Genomic DNA, 15,961 nt, shown 5'->3' with positions numbered 1-15,961 from the left:
GGAACAGCCGCAGCCGACCGGTGTGGAGTCGACCACCCACACATCGTCGTTCCACAGTGAGGTGTCCCGAGCCAGGATCCGGATCACGCTGCTCAGCAGCGAGAACGCGGCTCGTAGCCGCTTGTTGCAGCCGGACTGCTGGGGCGGGGATCCCTCGCTGGCCGCGGTCAGGGTGGTCGTGCTCACCACCTTCGAGCTGGACGAATACGTCTTCGAGGCGATCCGCGGCGGAGCCTGCGGGTTCCTGGTCAAGGACACCGAGCCGGAGGAACTGCTGCGCGCGGTACGGGCGGTGGAGGCCGGTGACGCGCTGCTCTCCCCCGGGGTGACCCGTCGGCTGATCGGGAAGTTCGCGGCCCGCTCGAAGGCGCCGGAGGCGGCCGGGGACGTGGCGGACGAGCTGGGGCGGCTGACCCAGCCGGAGCGCGAGGTGGTGGCGCTGGTGGGCATGGGGCTGTCCAACGAGGAGATCGCGCGCCGTCTGGTGGTCAGTCCGCTGACAGCGAAGACGCACGTCAGCCGCGCGATGGTGAAGACCGGCGCCCGTGACCGGGCGCAACTGGTGGTACTGGCCTACGAGTCGGGGCTGGTCCGGCCCGGCTGGTTCGGCTGAGGCCCGCGGACCCGCGGTACTCCCCCGGGGGTACGGACACTGCCGCCGGGGGTACGACGACCCGGCGGCCCTCGCGGGGCGAGGCTCGGAGGGACCGATCGAACCCTTCCGAGGAGCGCAGCAGAGATGACGAACACCCTGGCGTACGACGGGCCCGGCCCGTGGATCCTGTTCTTCCCGCTGGTCTGGGCGGCGGTCGCCCTCGTCGCCGTCACCGTACTGCGCCGTACGGTGTGGCGCGGCGGGCGCGGCGGGCGGGGGCCGCGGGCGGCGCCGCGCGGGCGGGTCCCGTACGGCGAGCACTCGCCGATCACGGTCCTCGGGCTCCGGTTCGCCTCCGGCGAGATCGACGAGGACGCGTACTGGCGCCGACTGTCGGTCCTGGACGAGCAGTTCGGCCGTACGGGCCCCGGCGCCGGGGGTCCGGGCCGCGACCGGGATCTGACCCTGTGACCGCGGCGCCGGACCGGGCCGGTGGGGACCCGGCCCGGCGCCCCGGCCTTGTCCACCGCCCCGCCGCCGGGCGCGCCGCCCGGGTCAGCCCGCCGCGGGTCCGCCGCCGCGCGGGGCGCCGGGGTGGGTGCGCACCAGGGCGGCGAAGGTGAGCAGCCAGGCGGCGACCGCGATCCAGAGCAGCACCTCGCCCAGGGGACGCAGCGGGCCGACGCCGGTCGGACCGGCCGCCGAGAGGCAGGCCGTGGCGGTCATGCCGAGCGGGAACACCGTCGCCCAGCGGCGGATGTCGTAGCGCGGGCGCGGGCTGGCCGCTTCGGCGGCCAGCAGGACGGCGTACCAGGTGAGCGAGAGACCGAGCGTCGCCAGGGTGGCGACGCGCAGCGCGTCGTGGACCGGACCGGCCCAGACGGGTGACGCGGTGAGTTTGGAACCGGCCAGGGCGCAGATGGCGAGGGCGCCGCCCGCCACCCAGTGGTCGCCCGCGCCGTGCAGCACCTCGCGGAAGTCGAACCGGACCAGGGCCTCGGCGTAGAGCAGCAGCCCGAGGCAGAAGGCGACGAGGGCGGCCCGGGCGAGCCAGTCGCTCCGGGTGTCGGCGGCCAGCACGGCCGCCAGGACGGCGAGGCCCTGGGTGGCGACGCAGACGAGGAAGGCCGCTCCGGGCGACCCGCGCCGCCAGTGCCGGACGACCGAGTGCATCAGCCAGGGCCAGAGCAGTACGGCCGCGGCGAGGAGGACGACGGCGACGGGCCGCCAGCCCGCCATCGACAGCCGGGCGCCCAGGACGGTGGTGGCGGCGACGGCCGTGAGGGCCGCCGGGGTGTCGGCCTCCGCCCGGAAGCGCCCGCGGTCGCCGTACCACCGCGCGGTGAAGTCGGCGGCGAGTACGAGCCACAGGCCCCCGGCGACGGCCAGCGCGGCGAGGGAGGGCGCGCCGTTCCCGGTCAGGCTCAGGCCGACCGAGATGATGCCCGCCGCCATGACGGCGGCGCCCGCCGCCGGGGGCAGGGCGGCCCACCAGCGGCTTCCGGGTGCGGGGTTCACCCTTCCAGCGGACACCGGGGGCACGTGACGCGCGAGCGTAGGGGGCCATTGGGAGCAACGGCCGGGCCCGCCTGTGAGGCGAAAGGATTCTCCCGGCCCTTTGATGGCCTCATGGCTGATCATCGGCAGGACGGCGGCCCGGTCGGCGCACCCCGGGCACGGACGGCACCCGAGAGACGGCGGGCACGGGTGGCGGCGCCCCCGGCAGGGACGGCCCGTTCGGCTCGGAACAGGTAGTGGGGCCCAGGCGGTTCGCACCGCGTCCGGCGCCGCGGCCCGGGCTGCGCCGGGGGCCGCGGTCCGTGCGGCGGCAGGAGGCCGCGCCCGTGTCCCCGCTGCTGCGCACCCTCGCCGGATACTCCTGGCGGCTGCTGGCCGTGGGCGCCGTGACCTACGTGGTCTTCGTCGTACTGGGCCGGTTCCACGAGATCGGCCTCGCCGTCTTCCTCGGGCTGGTCGTGACGGCGCTGCTGCGGCCGCCCGTCGCGCTGCTCTCCCGGGTGCTGCCGCGCCCGCTCGCGGTGGCCACCGCGCTGATCGGGGCCATCGTGCTCGTCCTCGGCGCGCTGGCGTTCGTGGGCGAGACGGTGGCGAGCCAGTGGGCCCACCTCGTCTCGGAGTTCAGGGACGGGCTGGATCGGATCCAGCAGTGGCTGGCGGGGGCGCCGCTCCAACTGGATCCCCATGCCCTGAGCGATGCGCAGGCCAAGATCGGCACCTACCTCTCCAGTCACCGGTCGACCCTGCTGAACACGGCCGTGACGGGGGCCGGGCGGCTGGTGGAGGCGCTGACGGTGATCGCCCTGGCGCTGTTCTGCTCGGTCTTCTTCATCCACTCGGGCGACCGGCAGTGGCACTGGTTCTGCGGTCAGTTCCCGGACGGCCCCCGGCAGCGGATGGCGGTGGCGGGCCGGGCCGCGTGGCGCACCTTCACCGGTTACACGCACGGCATCGTGCTGGTGGCCGCGACCAACGCGATCCTTGTCGGGGTGGCGCTGCTCCTGCTGGGCGTGCCGCTGGCGGTACCGCTCGCGCTGCTGGAGTTCTTCGCCGCCTTCGTCCCGCTGATCGGCTCGCCGGTCGCCCTCGCCGTGGCGGCCGTGGTGGCGCTGGCCGTGAAGGGGCCGGTGACCGCGGCCATCGTGGTCGCGCTGATCGTGCTCATCGGACAGATCGAGGGGCACCTGCTGCACCCGCTGGTGATGAGCTGGGCGGTGAGCCTGCATCCGCTGGTCGTGGCGCTGTCCGTGGTCACGGGGGCCATCGCCGCGGGGGTGGTGGGCGCGGTGGTGGCGGTGCCGCTGGTGTCGGTGCTGTGGTCGGTCCGCCAGTCGCTTCGCACCCCGGTGCCACCTGGCTGACGTACGCGACTGACGTACGCGGCTCACCTACCCGGCTCACCTGCGCGGCTCACCCGCGCGACTCACGTAGACGACTCCGGGATCGCTGATCTTCCGGTCGCGGCGCGGTGGGGGCAGGCGCGGGGTGCGGCAGGCGGTGCGCACCGGCGGCGGGCAGGCCTGGAGCGCCGTGTACGCCCAGGACGCCCCGGCGGCCGTCCGCTACGGCGGGGCCGCGGGGTCTTCCTCGCGCACCGCGGCCCCGCCCCGCGCGCCTACTTCCCGAGGCGGGCGCCGAGCCACTCCATGGCGGGCGGGATCTCGCGGCGCCACGTGTTGAAGCCGTGTCCGCCGTGGTCGAGGCTGATCGACGAGACGCTCGCGCGGTCCTTCACCTTCGCGATGAACTCCCGGGTCGGCTTGAGGTTCGACTCCCCCTGGAGGGAGGTGGTGACCAGGAAGGAGGACTTGCCCTTGGGCAGGCTCTCCAGGCTGTTCATCAGGTCGGAGCGCTTCTCCAGCTTCTTGTCCCCGTGGAAGAGGTCGCCGGACTGCTGGTCCACCTCCGGCTTGTAGTCCGCAGACAGGCCGATCGACACCGAGTACGTGTCCTGGTGCTGGAGCCCCATCTTCAAGGCGCAGTAGCCGCCGGTGGAGTCGCCCATGATGGCCCACTGCCGGGGTCCGCTGCCCGTCCGGTAGGCGGTCGAGATCGCCCGGGGCAGGTCGGCGCCGAAGAAGGTCTCGGTGGCAGGGCCGCCGGGGATGTCGATGCACTGGGAGTTGAAGGGCACGACGGTGGGCCGCATCATCACGAGGATCATGGGCTGCATCTTCTTCTCCTTGGCCAGCGTCCACGCCGTCCTCGGATAGCGGAGGTTGCGCACCAGGTTCTCGGCCATGCCCGGGTATCCGGTGAGGACGACCGTCGTGGGGAACTTCCTTTTCTCGTTCCCCTTCTGGAAGTACTCCGGCGGCAGGTACACATAGGCCTCACCGCCCTGCTTGGACCGGTCGCCCCGCACCATGACCTTCTCGATCACCCCGGCCGACCGGGGGTCCGCGGCGCCGGGGACCTCGGGCTTCTGACGGCCGAGGACCTTGACGGCCGAACCGCCCGCCGGGCCCGCGCTCTGCGTCTCCGTCTTCTGCCCGGCGGCCAGGTCGCTCCACGATCCGTAGAGGAGGAAGGTCCGGTTCGCCACGAGTCCGATCGTGGCCAGTACCAGCACCTGCGCGGTGAGGATCAGCCCCACCCGGCCGAGCACCGGGCGCCAGCCCCGTCGAGCCAGCCGCGGCCACAACCACACGGCCGCCGCGAACACCGACACCACGCCCAGCACGGCGAGTACGAGGACCGCATTACTCATCAGACTCACGGAACAGGACTGCTCTCTGCGAATTTCCGGCCCGGCCCCCTGAGACCGGGCACACCACGTCAGGTGCGCGTCAGGGTAGACAGTCGCGGCGGACGATCCGTTCCACCACAGCCCACTTCACTCCGTCAGAGGTGACACGGATGCCGCCACCCGCCCCATCGAGTAAAGAATCATTGACATGAGGTCAAGTACTGCTTACCTTCAGCAGTGTCAAAGATGCTTTACATGAAGCGGAGGGCGCGATGTCGTTCGAAGAGAAACGCGCGTGGACCATGGGGCTGGTCTCCGTCGCGGCGTACACCGTCTACCTCTCCCTGGTCCTGGGCCGGGCGGGGGACGGCTCGCCGGCGGCGGTGGCGTACGTACCGCTGATGCTCTGGGCGATCGGCGGTTCGATCGGCGCGACCGTCCTGGTCAACATCGCGGTGGGGATCGGCTCGCCGCGGGGCGGCCGCAGGACGGATCAGCGCGACCGGGAGATCAGCCGGTTCGGCGAGCACATCGGGCAGTCGTTCATCGTCATCGGCGGGGTCGCGGCCCTGGTCATGGCGATGGCGCGACTCGACAGCTTCTGGATCGCCAACGCGGTCTACCTGGCCTTCGTCCTGTCGGCGGTCCTGGGCTCCACGGCCCGGATCGCCGCCTACCGGTGGGGGTTCCAGGCATGGTGAAGCCCACGGAGGTCACCAACACCATCCGCGCGCTGCGCTTCGCCCACGGGGAGATGACCCAGGCGGAACTGGCGGACCGGATCGGCGTGACCCGCCAGACCGTCATCGCCATCGAGAAGGGGCGCTACTCCCCCTCCCTCCAGATGGCGTTCCAGATCGCCCGCGTGTTCAGGGCCCCGCTCGACGAGGTCTTCCAGTACCCGGACGACGCGCCCGACGACGACCACGAGACCGGGAGCGGGACATCATGAGGGCGATCGTCCAGGACGCGTACGGAACGGCCGACACCTGGCGGTTCACCGACTCGGCCGAACGGCCCGTCCCCGGGGACGACGAGGTCCTGGTCCGGGTGCGCGCCGCCGGGATGGACGCCGGGGTCTGGCACCTGATGACGGGGACGCCCTACCTGATCCGGCTCCTGGGCTACGGACTGCGCCGGCCCAAGCGGCGCGTCCCGGGCATGGACCTCGCGGGTACGGTCGAGGCGGTCGGGGCGCACGTCACCCGACTGCGGCCCGGCGACGAGGTGTTCGGCATGGGCCGGGGCGCCTACGCCGAGTACGCGTGCGCACCGCAGGGCAAACTCGCCCCGAAGCCGCCCTCGCTGAGCTTCGAGCAGGCCGCCGCCGTCCCGGTGTCGGGGCTCACCGCGCTTCAGGCACTGCGCGACCTCGGCCAACTGCACGCGGGACAGCGCGTGTTGGTCATCGGCGCCTCGGGCGGCGTCGGATCGTACGCCGTCCAGCTGGCCAAGGCCTACGGCGCGGAGGTGACCGGGGTGTGCGGGAGCGAGAAGGCCGACCTGGTCCGTTCGCTCGGCGCGGACCACGTCGTGGACTACACGCGCACGGACGTCACGGACGTCGGAGGTCTCACGGATGGCGGCCCCGCGGATGTCGGCCCCACGCGGGGCGGGGGCGGCTTCGACCTCGTCCTCGACATCGCGGGCGGCCGTCCCGTGTCACGGCTGCGGCGGACCCTCGCCCCGGGCGGGACCCTGGTCCTCGTGGGCAACGAGCACGGGAGCCGGTGGGCGGGCGGGATGGGCCGGGTGCTGGGGGCCGCGCTGCTGTCGCCCTTCCTCGGCCGACGCCGGGTGCGGCCGATGGCGACGGCCGAGCGGTACGAGGACCTGCTGGTCCTCGCCGAATTCATCGAGGCCGGGAAGCTGACCCCGGCCCTGGACCGGACGTATCCCCTGGCCGAAGCGGCCGAGGCGGTGCGGAGCCTGGCGCGGCGCCGGGTGCGCGGGAAGTCCGTCCTCAGCGTCTGACCCGCGCGGCGGCCGGTGGGGGGCATTCGGCCATCCAGCCATTCTTTTGGCATGGGCCTGACATTTCAAGGTCCCTGTGGGACCTTCCCCAGCACGTCAGTCCACCCCCACAAGGACATGGCAATGAGGAGCGCATGATGAGCAGCATCACCAAATGGACGGGCCTGACCGCCCTGGCGGCCTCGATGGTCCTCGCCGGATCGTCGGCGGCCCTCGCCCTCGGCCCCACCGCCGATCAGCGGGCCGACGGCGTCATCGTGGTATCCGGCAACACCTGCACCTGGACCAACGCGCACACCAGCGCCAACGCGCCGAGCGCGCTGACCGTCGACCGCACCACCGTCAACACGCCCGGCGGCAACCTGTCGTGCGGCGGCGGCATCACCGCCGGCCTCAACAACAACCCCGCCTTCAGCTTCGACGACGCGAACGGTCTCGCGAAGACGGACGCGATCGACATCACCGGCAAGCAGAGCTTCGTCTCCTGCCGCTTCAAGGCCACCGACATCGTATGGAACCGCGACGGTTCCACACGCAAGTACGTGAACCAGGCATTCACCGCGACGAAGGTGTCGGGAAGCTTCCTCTGTCCCGGCTCGGTCACCACGGCGGCGGGCGGCGCCTCCGTACTGTTCCACTGACCACCAGCCCGACGTGCGCCGCGGCCCCGGTGAGGGGGCCGCCCCGCCCCGGGGGGGGGGCCCCCCCCCCACGGAGGGTCACCGCCGAGGACCGGCCGGCACCCCGGAAGGCCGCCACCGCCCGGCGGACGCGGGTCGGCGGGACGTCGGTCGGCGGTCGCCCGGCTGCGGGACGTCGGTCTGCGGTCGTCCGGCTGCTACGCCTTCTGAGCGGGCGCGTCCGTGAACGTCTCGGCCAGCAAGGTCTCGAACAGGCTGGTCACGTCGTCGACGGCCAGCCCCTGCTCCCGGGCCTCGCGCATCCAGTCGCCGAGGCGCGCCCGCATCGGGGAGTCCGGGCCGGTCTGGGCGGTGACCAGGGTGCGGATGATGAAGGTCCCCGCACCCTGACGCACTTCGACCAGCCCGGAACGTTCCAGCTCCCGGTAGGCCTTGAGCGTGGTGTTGGGGTTGACCTTGGTGCTGGCGGCGACCTGCGCCGCCGTCGGCAGCTTGTCCCCCTCGGCCAGAGCCCCCATGCGCAGCGCCTGCTCCACCTGCTGCACGATCTGGAGGTAGGCGGGCAGGCCCCGACGGCGCTCGATACGGAATACGACCACTGAACCCGCCTCCTTGCTTCTCGTTCTTCGTGTGGGGTGGTGCCGGATCCATGGGTCCGCCGGGTCCTACATCGGGGAGCGCCGGACCCACCACAGGGCCAGGCCGGTCAAGGCCGCGGCCAGGGCCAGGAACACCCCGGCCTCGATCCACTGCATACCAGCCATCTGGTCGTAACTGAAATACTCCACGACGGAGTTGACGATGCCCAGGTCGGCCCGGCAAGCCTCCGGGTCCGCGTCGTGCACGCAGGTGCCGTACCCGTAGAGCTTGCCCGAGGCCGTGCCGATCCACTGGTCCGTCTGGACCATCCGGTCGATGTGGGGGAACTCGCCTCCGAAGGGGTACCCGATCCGGTGCGGGGTGGCGAGCCGGTCCCGGAACTCCGCCGCCACCACCTGGGCGATGGAGGAGAGCACGAAGGTGACCGCCATCGCGGGCACCAGGCGGCGGACGGCCGCGCCGACGGTGAAGCCCACCGCCGTGCTGAACAGGGTGGCCGCGACCAGCACCGGGCCGGTGGCGACGAAGGCCGATCCCTGGACCCAGTCGCCCGCGGCGAAGGAGGCGAACGAGCGCCACCACCAGGTGAACAGCGCGCCCAGCGTGCCCGCGGTGACCGCCGCCAGGGACAGCGCGAACGCCACCTTCGCCAGCGCCCAGCGTTCCCGCGGCACCGATTGGGTGGTGAGCAGCCGCGCGGTGCCCTGTTCGTGGTCGGCCGCGATCAGCGGGGCGCCGAGGAACACGCCGAACAGCGTGGGCAGGAAGGACAGGTTGCTGCCGTAGGTGTCGAGGGAGTTGCCGATCCGCGAGTACAGGGTGGAGTTGACCGCGTCGGCGGGCTTGCCGGGCCACCCCGCGGCGTGCAGGGAGTCGAGCATCGAGCCGCGCCCGTAGATGATCGCGGCGGCGCCGAGCACCGTCGTCGCGGCGCACACGATCAGGACCGTACGGTGCTGGCGGGCCAGCATCCAGGTCAGTCCGCGCAGCCGCCACCGGGTCCGGGCGGGGCCCGGCTCCTGGTCGTCGGGAAGGTGGCCGGGGACGTGCGTGAGAGCGCTCATACCGCGCGCTCCTCTCCGTGAGCGGGGGCGGGCACCGCGGTGGGCGACAGCAGGGCGGGCGCGTCCGGCGACCGGAGGTAGGCGAGCAGGACCTCTTCCATCCCGGGTTCCGCGAGCTGCCAGCCACCGTCCAGCGCGCCCTGTCGGAGCACCATGGCGGTGAACTGCCGTCCTGCGGTGCGTACTTCGATCACGACCTGGGAGTTCAGCGCGGCGGGCAGCGCCCCGTCCACCGTCAGTCCGGTCACCAAGGAGTGCATGGCCACCAGCTCGTCGGCGCCCCCGGCCATGCGGACCCGGCCGTCGGCCAGCACGAGCAGGTAGTCACACATGTGCTCCAGCTCGGCGAGCGCGTGGGAGGCCATCAGGACGGTGGTGCCGTGCTCGGCCGCCTCGGACATCAGCAGTGCGCTCATCTCGTCCCGGGCGACCGGGTCGAGATCGGCCATCGGCTCGTCCAGCAGCAGGAGTTGGGGCCGCTTGCCGAAGGCGAGCGCGAAGGCCACCCGGGTCCGCTGGCCGCCCGACAGCTCCCCGACGGGGGCGTCCGTCGCGATCCGGCCCGCCCGTACGATCCTCTCGGCGACCGCCCCGTCCCAGCCGGGGTTCAGTTCCCGGCCCATCCGCAGGTGCTCCGCGACCGTGAGCCGCTTGAACAGCGGCTTGTCCTGCGCGAGGTAGGACCACCGGGACATCCCCGCCGGGGAACCGGCCGGGACGCCGAACATCGTCAGCTCGCCCTCCGTCGGGCGGTCCAGCCGCGCCGCGAGGCTCAGCAGGGTGCTCTTGCCCGCGCCGTTGGGTCCCACCAGGGCGCAGACGCGCCCGGCCGGGATCCGGAAGGTGCAGTCCCGCAGCGCCCATTTCCGGCGGTACTTCCTGCCCAGGCCGCTCGCTTCCACGGCCCATCGGACGTCCGCGGAGCCCTCCACGGTGCCGGAAGTGGTCACGTTCCGCACGCCGCCCCCCCTTTCCATGATTCCACTACTTGACTAGTGGAATCATGGAGCGACACCCCTCCCCTGTCAACCGGCCCCGTCGCCCGGCGCGTGCCCGACCGGTCGCAGCGCCTAGGCTGCCCTGCCATGGAACTCACTCAAGTCCGCCTGCTGGTCACGGACTTCCCCGCCTGCTACCGCTTCTACCGGGACGTGATCGGCCTCAAGCCGCAGTTCGACAGCGAGCAGGGGCCCTACGCCAAGCTCTCGCCCGACGGCGGCAGCGCCGCGATAGCCCTCCACGACCGGGCGCAGATGGCCGGAGTGCTCGCCCCGCTGGCCGCCGCGCCCGCAGGACACCGGGCGCTGATAGCGCTGCGCGTGGACGATCTGGACGCCGCGTGCGCCGACCTCGCCTCACGCGGGGCCGCGTTCCTGCACGGCCCGGCCCCCCTGGGCGACCGGCTGCGGGTGGCGTACGCAGCGGATCCCGAGGGGAACCTGATCGAGCTCCAGGAATGGCTCGCCCTCTCCTCGGCCTGAGCGCGATCCCCCGGTCCCGCCGGGTCGCGTTGCGCCGCCGCGCCGCTCCTACACGCCACCGGTGGTCCCGCCGAAGCGGGCGAGGTAGCGGGCCAGGCCGGTCACGTCCTCCCCCGCCCAGCCGACGTACCCGTCGGGCCGGATCAGGAAGATCCCCTTGCCGTACGGCTCGTACGCGGGCAGCCGGTGGACGTGGGCGAACTCGCCGTCCACCGGAGGCAGTTCGGCATCACTGCCGACGGCGAGCAGGGTGAAGTGCGGCCCCCGGAACAGGTCGAAGAGCCTACGGCCGTCCGGTAGCGGGCCGTCGGGGGCGCGGTCGCCCGCCTCCAGGGCGCCCGCCGCACCCTCGGAGAGCGGGCCGCCCCGGTAGCCCAGGCCGAGCTGGCGGGTGGCCGCGCCGCGCTGCTCCTGGCCGCGGTGGATCCGGGTGGACAGACCCAGCACCTGCGCGGCGACGGGCTGCCGCTCCTCCTCGTAGGTGTCCAGGAGTGCCGGGTCCGCGCCGTGGCGCAGGACCTGGCCGAGCTTCCAGCCGAGGTTGTACGCGTCCTGGACGCTGGTGTTGAGGCCCTGGCCGCCCGCCGGGGAGTGCACGTGGGCGGCGTCGCCCGCGAGGAACACCCGTCCGGCACGGAAGCGGTCGGCCATCGCCGCGCGCGGGCGGAAGTCGGAGGCCCACCGGACCTCGGTGACGTCCTGGGCGCTCAGGTGGGTGAGGGCGGCGATGACGGCGGGGATGTCCAGCTCACCGGTGCGGGCGACGAGCTGGTAGTCCTCGGTGCCGGGCAGCGGGCAGAGCGCGGCGAAACCGCCGTCCGCGCCCGGGAAGAGGTGCCAGTGGTCGCGGTCCAGGGCTCCGGGGCGCAGCCGGACGTCGGCGACGACCCCCTGAGCGGGGTCCACGGTCTCGCCGGTCATGCCGACGCCCAGGGCCGCGCGCACGGTGGACCGGCCACCGTCGGCGGCGACCAGGTAGGCGGCGCGCAGGGCGCTGCCGTCGGCGAAGTACGCGCTCACCCCGTCGGCGTCCTGGTCGAGCCCGGTCAGCGCGGCGCCGAAGGCGACCCGGCCGCCGAGCGCGGTGAGGCGCTCGAACAGGAGCTCCTGGGTCCGCCACTGGGGGAGCAGGCGGGCGCGCGGATGGGGCTCGGTGCCGGTGGGCCCGCCGACACCGCTGTCCCCGAGCATGTCGCGTTCACCCACGGGCCGGCCGTCCTGCCAGATCTGCCCGATGGGGGCGGTGGCACTGCCCGCCAGCACCGCGTCCACCACGCCGAAGTCGTCGAGGACCTCCAGCGTCCGCGGCTGGAGCCCCTTGCCGCGCGAGCCCGGGGAGAGGGTGTCGGCCCGCTCGACGACCAGGGCTTCGACGCCGCGGCGGGTGAGATCGAGCGCGAGGGCCAGTCCGGCGGGGCCGGCGCCGACGACGAGGACATCGGGCACCCCCGCTTCCTTAACAACGTTAAGTTGGGTCATGGCTACGAGGATGGGCTTAACGCTGTTAAGTTGTCAAGGTGGCGACAGAACGAGAAGTGAAACCCGCACGGCCCCGGCTCGACCGCGCGACGGTGGCGGACACCGCTCTGCGCCTGCTCGGCGAAGTGGGCCTCGAGGGACTGACCCTGCGGGCCATCGCCAAGGAGCTGGACGTCAAGGCACCCGCCCTGTACTGGCACTTCAAGGACAAGCGGGCCCTGCTCGACGAGATGGCCACCGAGATGCTCCGCCGGATGACGGCGGAACTGGACGCGGCCCTAAGCCCGTCCCGCGACTGGCGCGAGGCGCTGGAGGTCGCGATGCGCGGGCTCCGCGACCACCTGCTGCGTTACCGGGACGGCGCGAAGGTCTACAGCGGTACCCACTTCACGGACATGAGCTACGCCGCGCCCATGGAGGCCCACCTGCGGTCCCTGGTCGCCGGCGGCTTCACCGCGGCCGGCGCCGCCCGCGCCTGGTTCACCGCCTACAGCTACACCATCGGGTACGTCATCGAGGAGCAGTCCATGGGGCCGCTGCCCGGCTCGGACGGCGAGGTCTATGACCTGGAGGCCCGCGCCGCCCGCCTCGCGGACTACCCCCTGACGGCCGAGGCGGGTCCGGAGATGTTCCGCGACCAGGATTCCGGCTTCGAAGCGGGCCTGACGGCGGTCCTCGCGGGCATCGCCACAACCTTGCCGCCGCCCGCGAAACAGCGCCGGTAGGCCGCCGACGACCGGCCCGCCGAGGACGTACGGCGCGAAGTCGACACTGAGGGATCGCGCGCCCGTCTCCCCCGTACGGGGGAAGCGACAGAGCCCGCCGACGGACGCGGACGCGGCGCTGCCGCGGCGAGCATGGGCGGCATGCCGAAGATACTGAGGATGCTGAGGATCGACGCACTGCCCGAGGTGCCCCGCTGGGCAACTCTCATAGCCCACGCCGCGCCTCTGGTCACCCTGCCGTCGGGGCTGTGGCGGATCGCCCTGGTCGCCGGGCTTCCGGTGGCCACGGAACCGGTCAGGACCGTGGGCGAGACGCTCTACGTCCTCTCGCTGACCGTGGTGTCCGAAGCCCTCGCACTGCTGACGCTGGGCCTGGTCCGACCGTGGGGCGAGATCGTGCCGCGCTGGATCCCCGCGCTCGGCGGCCGCCGGGTACGGCCGCTCGCGGCGGTGGTCCCGGCGCCGCTGGGCGCGGCCGCGCTCTTCGCCCTGTGCGGCTGGGTCGGATACATCCAGGTCGCGGACCTGGCTGCGGGCTCCATCACGGACACACCGGCCCAGCAGGGGCTGCTCGTGCTGTGCTACGTCCCGCTGCTGGCGTGGGCTCCGCTGCTGACGGTGTCGGCCCTCGCCTACTACCGGCGTCGGACGAGCGCCTCCCTCGCCCTCGTGTGAGACCGGTCGGCCGTCGTCGTCACTCCGGGTGAGGCTTCGGGATGCGCGGGCGCGTCGCGGCTGGTTCGCTGATGGCGCCCGCTCTCTCCCAGCGATCCAAGGAGCGATCATGAGCGTTGCAGGCGAGCCCGGCGGCCGGGCCGGGCAGATGCGTGCCAAGGCGCAGGAACTGAAGGAGGCCGCCGAACGGGCCGCCGATCCGCAGGACCGCAAGCGGCTCCAGGACAAGGCCCGCCGCCTCCAGGAGCAGAGCGACCAGGAGAGCCGGATCGACGATCCGGGCATGGACATGCGGTAGCGCACGCGCGGCGGCCGGTGAAGGCCGATCCCAGCCCGCCGACGCGCCGTTCCGGTCGCCGATGATTTCGCGCGCTCACGGGAGTCATGACGGTGAAGAGGGCCGACCGCCGGGGGGGGGGCGCCCCGACCGCGGCGACCATGGAGTGTGGAGTCATGACCAGCCTGCGCGAGATCCTCGAACCGCACGTTAACGACGGGTCACTGCCGGGGGCGGTGGCCTTGGTGGACCACGGCGAGCGGGCCGAACTCGGGGACCCCGGCGACCGGGTCGAGGTGGTGACTGTCGGTCGCGCCGGCACCGGGGGGTCCGCCCCGATGGCCAGGGACACGATCTTCCGGATCGCCTCGCTGACCAAGCCGGTGACCGCGGCGGCCACGATGCTGCTGGTCCAGGACGGCCGGTTCACGCTGGAGGACCCGGTCACGCGCTGGCTGCCCGAGCTGGCGGATCCGGTGGTCGTCCGTACGCCCACGAGCACCGTCGACGACGTGGTCCCGGCGCTCCGGCCCATCACCGTGGCCGACCTGCTGACCTTCCGCGCCGGATACGGCTTCCCCGCCGACTTCTCGCTGCCCGCGCTGGTCCCCCTGTTCGGGGAGCTGCTCCAGGGGCCGCCCCAACCGCAGCGGGTCGCGGCGCCGGACGCCTGGATGAAGACGCTGGCAGGGATCCCGCTGCTGCACCAGCCCGGCGAGGCCTGGCTGTACAACACCTGTTCCGACATCCTGGGCGTGCTGATCGCCCGCGCGGCGGGACAGCCCCTGGGCGCGTTCCTGGCCGAGCGGATCTTCGGGCCGCTCGGGATGAAGGACACCGGATTCGCGGTGCCGGCCGCCGACCTGGACCGGTTCACCTCGTCCTACCGGCCCGTGACCGGCGAGAGCGGGAACGGCCTGGAGCTGGTCGACGCGCCGGACGGGCAATGGAGCACCGAACCGGCGTTCCCCTCCGCCGCGGGCGGCCTGGTCTCGACCGTGGACGACTGGTACGCCTTCGCCCGGATGATGCTCGCGGACGGGTCGGCCGACGGGTCCGTCGGCGGGCCCCGGGAGCGGCTGCTCTCGGCCGAGTCGGTGCGGCTCATGACCACCGACTGCCTGACCCCGGCCCAGCGCGCCGGGGGCGAACTGTTCCTGGAGGGCCAGGGCTGGGGCTTCGGCGGATCCGTCGACGTGGAGCCCCGCGACCCGTGGAACGTGCCGGGGCGCTACGGATGGGTCGGCGGCACCGGTACGGCCGCGCACCTGGTCCCCTCCACCGGGGCCGTCGCGATCCTGCTGACCCAGCGGGAGCTGACCGGGCCGACGCCGCCCCCGCTGATGCGTGCCTTCTGGCGGTACGCGGCGGGCGGCTGAACGCGTGCTGCGGCAGCGGTGCGGGCCTGTGAACAGTACCGATCATTCTTTCGTCCGGTTGGTGGAGCGATCCCCCATGTGCCCGCCATTGGGGTGCGGTTGACCGAATCGGCGCAGACCCCCGCGGGCCGGAGCTGACAACCCAGCAGGGTGTCAGTCAGTGGCAGAGCCACGACCACCGGAACCCGCTACGAGTATCAATGTCAGTGGCTGCCGTTAAAGTCACCCCTTTGACCGGACGACGTACGACACGTGTGAAGACGCGTGCGGAGGGGGTGCGTGGATGAGCGCGCGATTGCGGGAGACCGCGACCGAGCTGGCCGAGGTGCTGTGGCGGGAGCACGCCGTCTACCGGGACCGGGCGGGCGTGGTGGTGATCCGGGGGGATCACGTGCGGCGGTGGATCAGCCTGTCCACGGGCGCGGGCCGGGACGAAGTCCTGGTGCGCGCCGGGCGGATACTCGACGGCGGGACGACCGCCCCGGCCCGGTGCGAGGCGGTGGCGCGGCTCTCCGGCGGGACCGCCGAGCTGGCGGCGGTCTGCCGCAGACTGCTGTCCGAGACGGCGCCGGGACCGTCCGCCCCGGCGCCGGTACGGCGTGGCGGGCGCCCGGGCCGGACCGGGCGGCACACCGGTCTCGGGTCCTGGGCGGTCGTTGTGTGCGTGGTCGGCCTGGTGGGCTCCTACCTCTATCTGACAGCCCGGTGAAAGGGCCCGGCGGGCGGTCAGCAGGATCCGCCCTTTCGGATCGTCCCGCCGGGCGCGACACCCTCCCCACGCCCAACAGCTGACCGACTTCTACGCCGACCCCGAGCGCGCTCTCCTGGAGCGGGCCGGGAAGCCGCTCCCGTGGTCTCCAGCAC

At 72.9% G+C, this 15,961-nt stretch carries 19 protein-coding genes; 13 read left to right on the top strand and 6 right to left on the bottom strand.

Annotation, left to right across the window (positions count from 1 at the left end):
- A partial coding sequence (locus QMF80_RS04395; protein ID WP_502962762.1) for a LuxR C-terminal-related transcriptional regulator occupies positions 1 to 613 on the top strand: 613 nt, incomplete at its 5' end.
- A 126-nt stretch (positions 614 to 739) separates the two neighbouring features.
- Positions 740 to 1,066 (top strand): SHOCT domain-containing protein, encoded by a 327-nt coding sequence (locus QMF80_RS04390; protein ID WP_283449579.1) that lies wholly within the window; start codon positions 740 to 742, stop codon positions 1,064 to 1,066.
- Between the two features lie 84 nt (positions 1,067 to 1,150).
- On the opposite strand, the gene QMF80_RS04385 is transcribed toward QMF80_RS04390, so the two are convergent.
- Positions 1,151 to 2,113, bottom strand: coding sequence for a tellurite resistance/C4-dicarboxylate transporter family protein (locus QMF80_RS04385; protein ID WP_283449577.1), 963 nt, complete (start codon positions 2,111 to 2,113; stop codon positions 1,151 to 1,153).
- Between the two features lie 326 nt (positions 2,114 to 2,439).
- On the opposite strand from QMF80_RS04385, the gene QMF80_RS04380 reads away from it, so the two are divergent.
- Complete coding sequence (locus QMF80_RS04380) at positions 2,440 to 3,474, top strand: AI-2E family transporter (RefSeq protein ID WP_283449574.1); 1,035 nt, start codon at positions 2,440 to 2,442, stop codon at positions 3,472 to 3,474.
- 254 nt (positions 3,475 to 3,728) lie between these two features.
- Here the strand turns inward: QMF80_RS04380 and QMF80_RS04375 are convergent, their stop codons facing one another.
- Positions 3,729 to 4,832, bottom strand: a complete 1,104-nt coding sequence (locus QMF80_RS04375; RefSeq protein WP_502962761.1) for an alpha/beta hydrolase — start codon at positions 4,830 to 4,832, stop codon at positions 3,729 to 3,731.
- A 242-nt stretch (positions 4,833 to 5,074) separates the two neighbouring features.
- On the opposite strand from QMF80_RS04375, the gene QMF80_RS04370 reads away from it, so the two are divergent.
- From QMF80_RS04370 to QMF80_RS04355, 4 genes are all read left to right on the top strand, one after another.
- Positions 5,075 to 5,503, top strand: a complete 429-nt coding sequence (locus QMF80_RS04370; RefSeq protein ID WP_283449571.1) for a hypothetical protein — start codon at positions 5,075 to 5,077, stop codon at positions 5,501 to 5,503.
- Positions 5,497 to 5,754 (top strand): helix-turn-helix transcriptional regulator, encoded by a 258-nt coding sequence (locus QMF80_RS04365; protein ID WP_283449570.1) that lies wholly within the window; start codon positions 5,497 to 5,499, stop codon positions 5,752 to 5,754. The genes QMF80_RS04370 and QMF80_RS04365 overlap by 7 nt, the downstream gene beginning before the upstream one ends.
- The gene (locus QMF80_RS04360; protein ID WP_283449567.1) at positions 5,751 to 6,776 is read left to right on the top strand and encodes an NAD(P)-dependent alcohol dehydrogenase; all 1,026 of its coding nucleotides are present in this window, start codon (positions 5,751 to 5,753) and stop codon (positions 6,774 to 6,776) included. Before QMF80_RS04365 ends, QMF80_RS04360 begins: the two co-directional genes overlap by 4 nt.
- A gap of 137 nt (positions 6,777 to 6,913) precedes the next feature.
- Positions 6,914 to 7,417 (top strand): hypothetical protein, encoded by a 504-nt coding sequence (locus tag QMF80_RS04355; RefSeq protein WP_283449564.1) that lies wholly within the window; start codon positions 6,914 to 6,916, stop codon positions 7,415 to 7,417.
- Positions 7,418 to 7,614: 197 nt separating this feature from the next.
- Here the strand turns inward: QMF80_RS04355 and QMF80_RS04350 are convergent, their stop codons facing one another.
- From QMF80_RS04350 to QMF80_RS04340, 3 genes are all read right to left on the bottom strand, one after another.
- A complete protein-coding gene (locus tag QMF80_RS04350) occupies positions 7,615 to 8,016 on the bottom strand; it encodes a GntR family transcriptional regulator (protein WP_283449562.1) in 402 nt (133 codons plus the stop codon).
- A gap of 66 nt (positions 8,017 to 8,082) precedes the next feature.
- Positions 8,083 to 9,081: an ABC transporter permease gene (locus tag QMF80_RS04345; protein ID WP_283449560.1), complete on the bottom strand. Its 999-nt coding sequence runs from the start codon at positions 9,079 to 9,081 to the stop codon at positions 8,083 to 8,085.
- Positions 9,078 to 10,058, bottom strand: a complete 981-nt coding sequence (locus QMF80_RS04340; protein WP_502962760.1) for an ABC transporter ATP-binding protein — start codon at positions 10,056 to 10,058, stop codon at positions 9,078 to 9,080. The genes QMF80_RS04345 and QMF80_RS04340 overlap by 4 nt, the downstream gene beginning before the upstream one ends.
- Positions 10,059 to 10,166: 108 nt before the next feature.
- Between QMF80_RS04340 and QMF80_RS04335 the strand changes: the two genes are divergently transcribed.
- Entirely contained in the window at positions 10,167 to 10,562 is a 396-nt protein-coding gene (locus QMF80_RS04335) for a VOC family protein (RefSeq protein WP_283449559.1), read from the top strand.
- Between the two features lie 48 nt (positions 10,563 to 10,610).
- On the opposite strand, the gene QMF80_RS04330 is transcribed toward QMF80_RS04335, so the two are convergent.
- A complete protein-coding gene (locus QMF80_RS04330; protein WP_283449557.1) occupies positions 10,611 to 12,041 on the bottom strand; it encodes an FAD-dependent monooxygenase in 1,431 nt (476 codons plus the stop codon).
- A gap of 38 nt (positions 12,042 to 12,079) precedes the next feature.
- Here QMF80_RS04330 and QMF80_RS04325 point away from each other — a divergent pair, with 38 nt between their 5' ends.
- The 5 genes from QMF80_RS04325 (at position 12,080) to QMF80_RS04305 (ending at position 15,806) form a co-directional block, all read left to right on the top strand.
- Positions 12,080 to 12,766, top strand: a complete 687-nt coding sequence (locus QMF80_RS04325) for a TetR/AcrR family transcriptional regulator C-terminal domain-containing protein (RefSeq protein WP_283449555.1) — start codon at positions 12,080 to 12,082, stop codon at positions 12,764 to 12,766.
- Positions 12,767 to 12,907: 141 nt separating this feature from the next.
- A complete protein-coding gene (locus tag QMF80_RS04320) occupies positions 12,908 to 13,441 on the top strand; it encodes a hypothetical protein (protein WP_283449554.1) in 534 nt (177 codons plus the stop codon).
- A gap of 109 nt (positions 13,442 to 13,550) precedes the next feature.
- Positions 13,551 to 13,739: a DUF6381 family protein gene (locus QMF80_RS04315; RefSeq protein ID WP_283449553.1), complete on the top strand. Its 189-nt coding sequence runs from the start codon at positions 13,551 to 13,553 to the stop codon at positions 13,737 to 13,739.
- Positions 13,740 to 13,894: 155 nt separating this feature from the next.
- Complete coding sequence (locus QMF80_RS04310; RefSeq protein ID WP_283449551.1) at positions 13,895 to 15,097, top strand: serine hydrolase domain-containing protein; 1,203 nt, start codon at positions 13,895 to 13,897, stop codon at positions 15,095 to 15,097.
- A 283-nt stretch (positions 15,098 to 15,380) separates the two neighbouring features.
- Complete coding sequence (locus QMF80_RS04305) at positions 15,381 to 15,806, top strand: hypothetical protein (protein WP_283449549.1); 426 nt, start codon at positions 15,381 to 15,383, stop codon at positions 15,804 to 15,806.
- Positions 15,807 to 15,961: the final 155 nt, after the last annotated feature.

Origin of the sequence: Streptomyces sp. G-G2 (assembly GCF_030063135.1) — a bacterium.
Taxonomy (GTDB): Bacteria; Actinomycetota; Actinomycetes; order Streptomycetales; family Streptomycetaceae; genus Streptomyces.
This window is presented reverse-complemented; position numbering and strand designations above follow the sequence as displayed.

Bases quoted from the DNA above. Each gene is read 5' to 3' on its own strand.
- QMF80_RS04310 (WP_283449551.1), top strand. From the start codon at position 13,895: ATGACCAGCCTGCGCGAGATCCTCGAACCGCACGTTAACGACGGGTCA.
- QMF80_RS04335 (WP_283449559.1), top strand. From the start codon at position 10,167: ATGGAACTCACTCAAGTCCGCCTGCTGGTCACGGACTTCCCCGCCTGC.
- QMF80_RS04320 (WP_283449554.1), top strand. From the start codon at position 12,908: ATGCCGAAGATACTGAGGATGCTGAGGATCGACGCACTGCCCGAGGTG.
- QMF80_RS04355 (WP_283449564.1), top strand. From the start codon at position 6,914: ATGAGCAGCATCACCAAATGGACGGGCCTGACCGCCCTGGCGGCCTCG.
- QMF80_RS04305 (WP_283449549.1), top strand. From the start codon at position 15,381: ATGAGCGCGCGATTGCGGGAGACCGCGACCGAGCTGGCCGAGGTGCTG.
- QMF80_RS04330 (WP_283449557.1), bottom strand. From the start codon at position 12,041: ATGACCCAACTTAACGTTGTTAAGGAAGCGGGGGTGCCCGATGTCCTC.
- QMF80_RS04365 (WP_283449570.1), top strand. From the start codon at position 5,497: ATGGTGAAGCCCACGGAGGTCACCAACACCATCCGCGCGCTGCGCTTC.
- QMF80_RS04390 (WP_283449579.1), top strand. From the start codon at position 740: ATGACGAACACCCTGGCGTACGACGGGCCCGGCCCGTGGATCCTGTTC.
- QMF80_RS04340 (WP_502962760.1), bottom strand. From the start codon at position 10,058: ATGGAAAGGGGGGGCGGCGTGCGGAACGTGACCACTTCCGGCACCGTG.
- QMF80_RS04370 (WP_283449571.1), top strand. From the start codon at position 5,075: ATGTCGTTCGAAGAGAAACGCGCGTGGACCATGGGGCTGGTCTCCGTC.
- QMF80_RS04360 (WP_283449567.1), top strand. From the start codon at position 5,751: ATGAGGGCGATCGTCCAGGACGCGTACGGAACGGCCGACACCTGGCGG.
- QMF80_RS04345 (WP_283449560.1), bottom strand. From the start codon at position 9,081: ATGAGCGCTCTCACGCACGTCCCCGGCCACCTTCCCGACGACCAGGAG.
- QMF80_RS04315 (WP_283449553.1), top strand. From the start codon at position 13,551: ATGAGCGTTGCAGGCGAGCCCGGCGGCCGGGCCGGGCAGATGCGTGCC.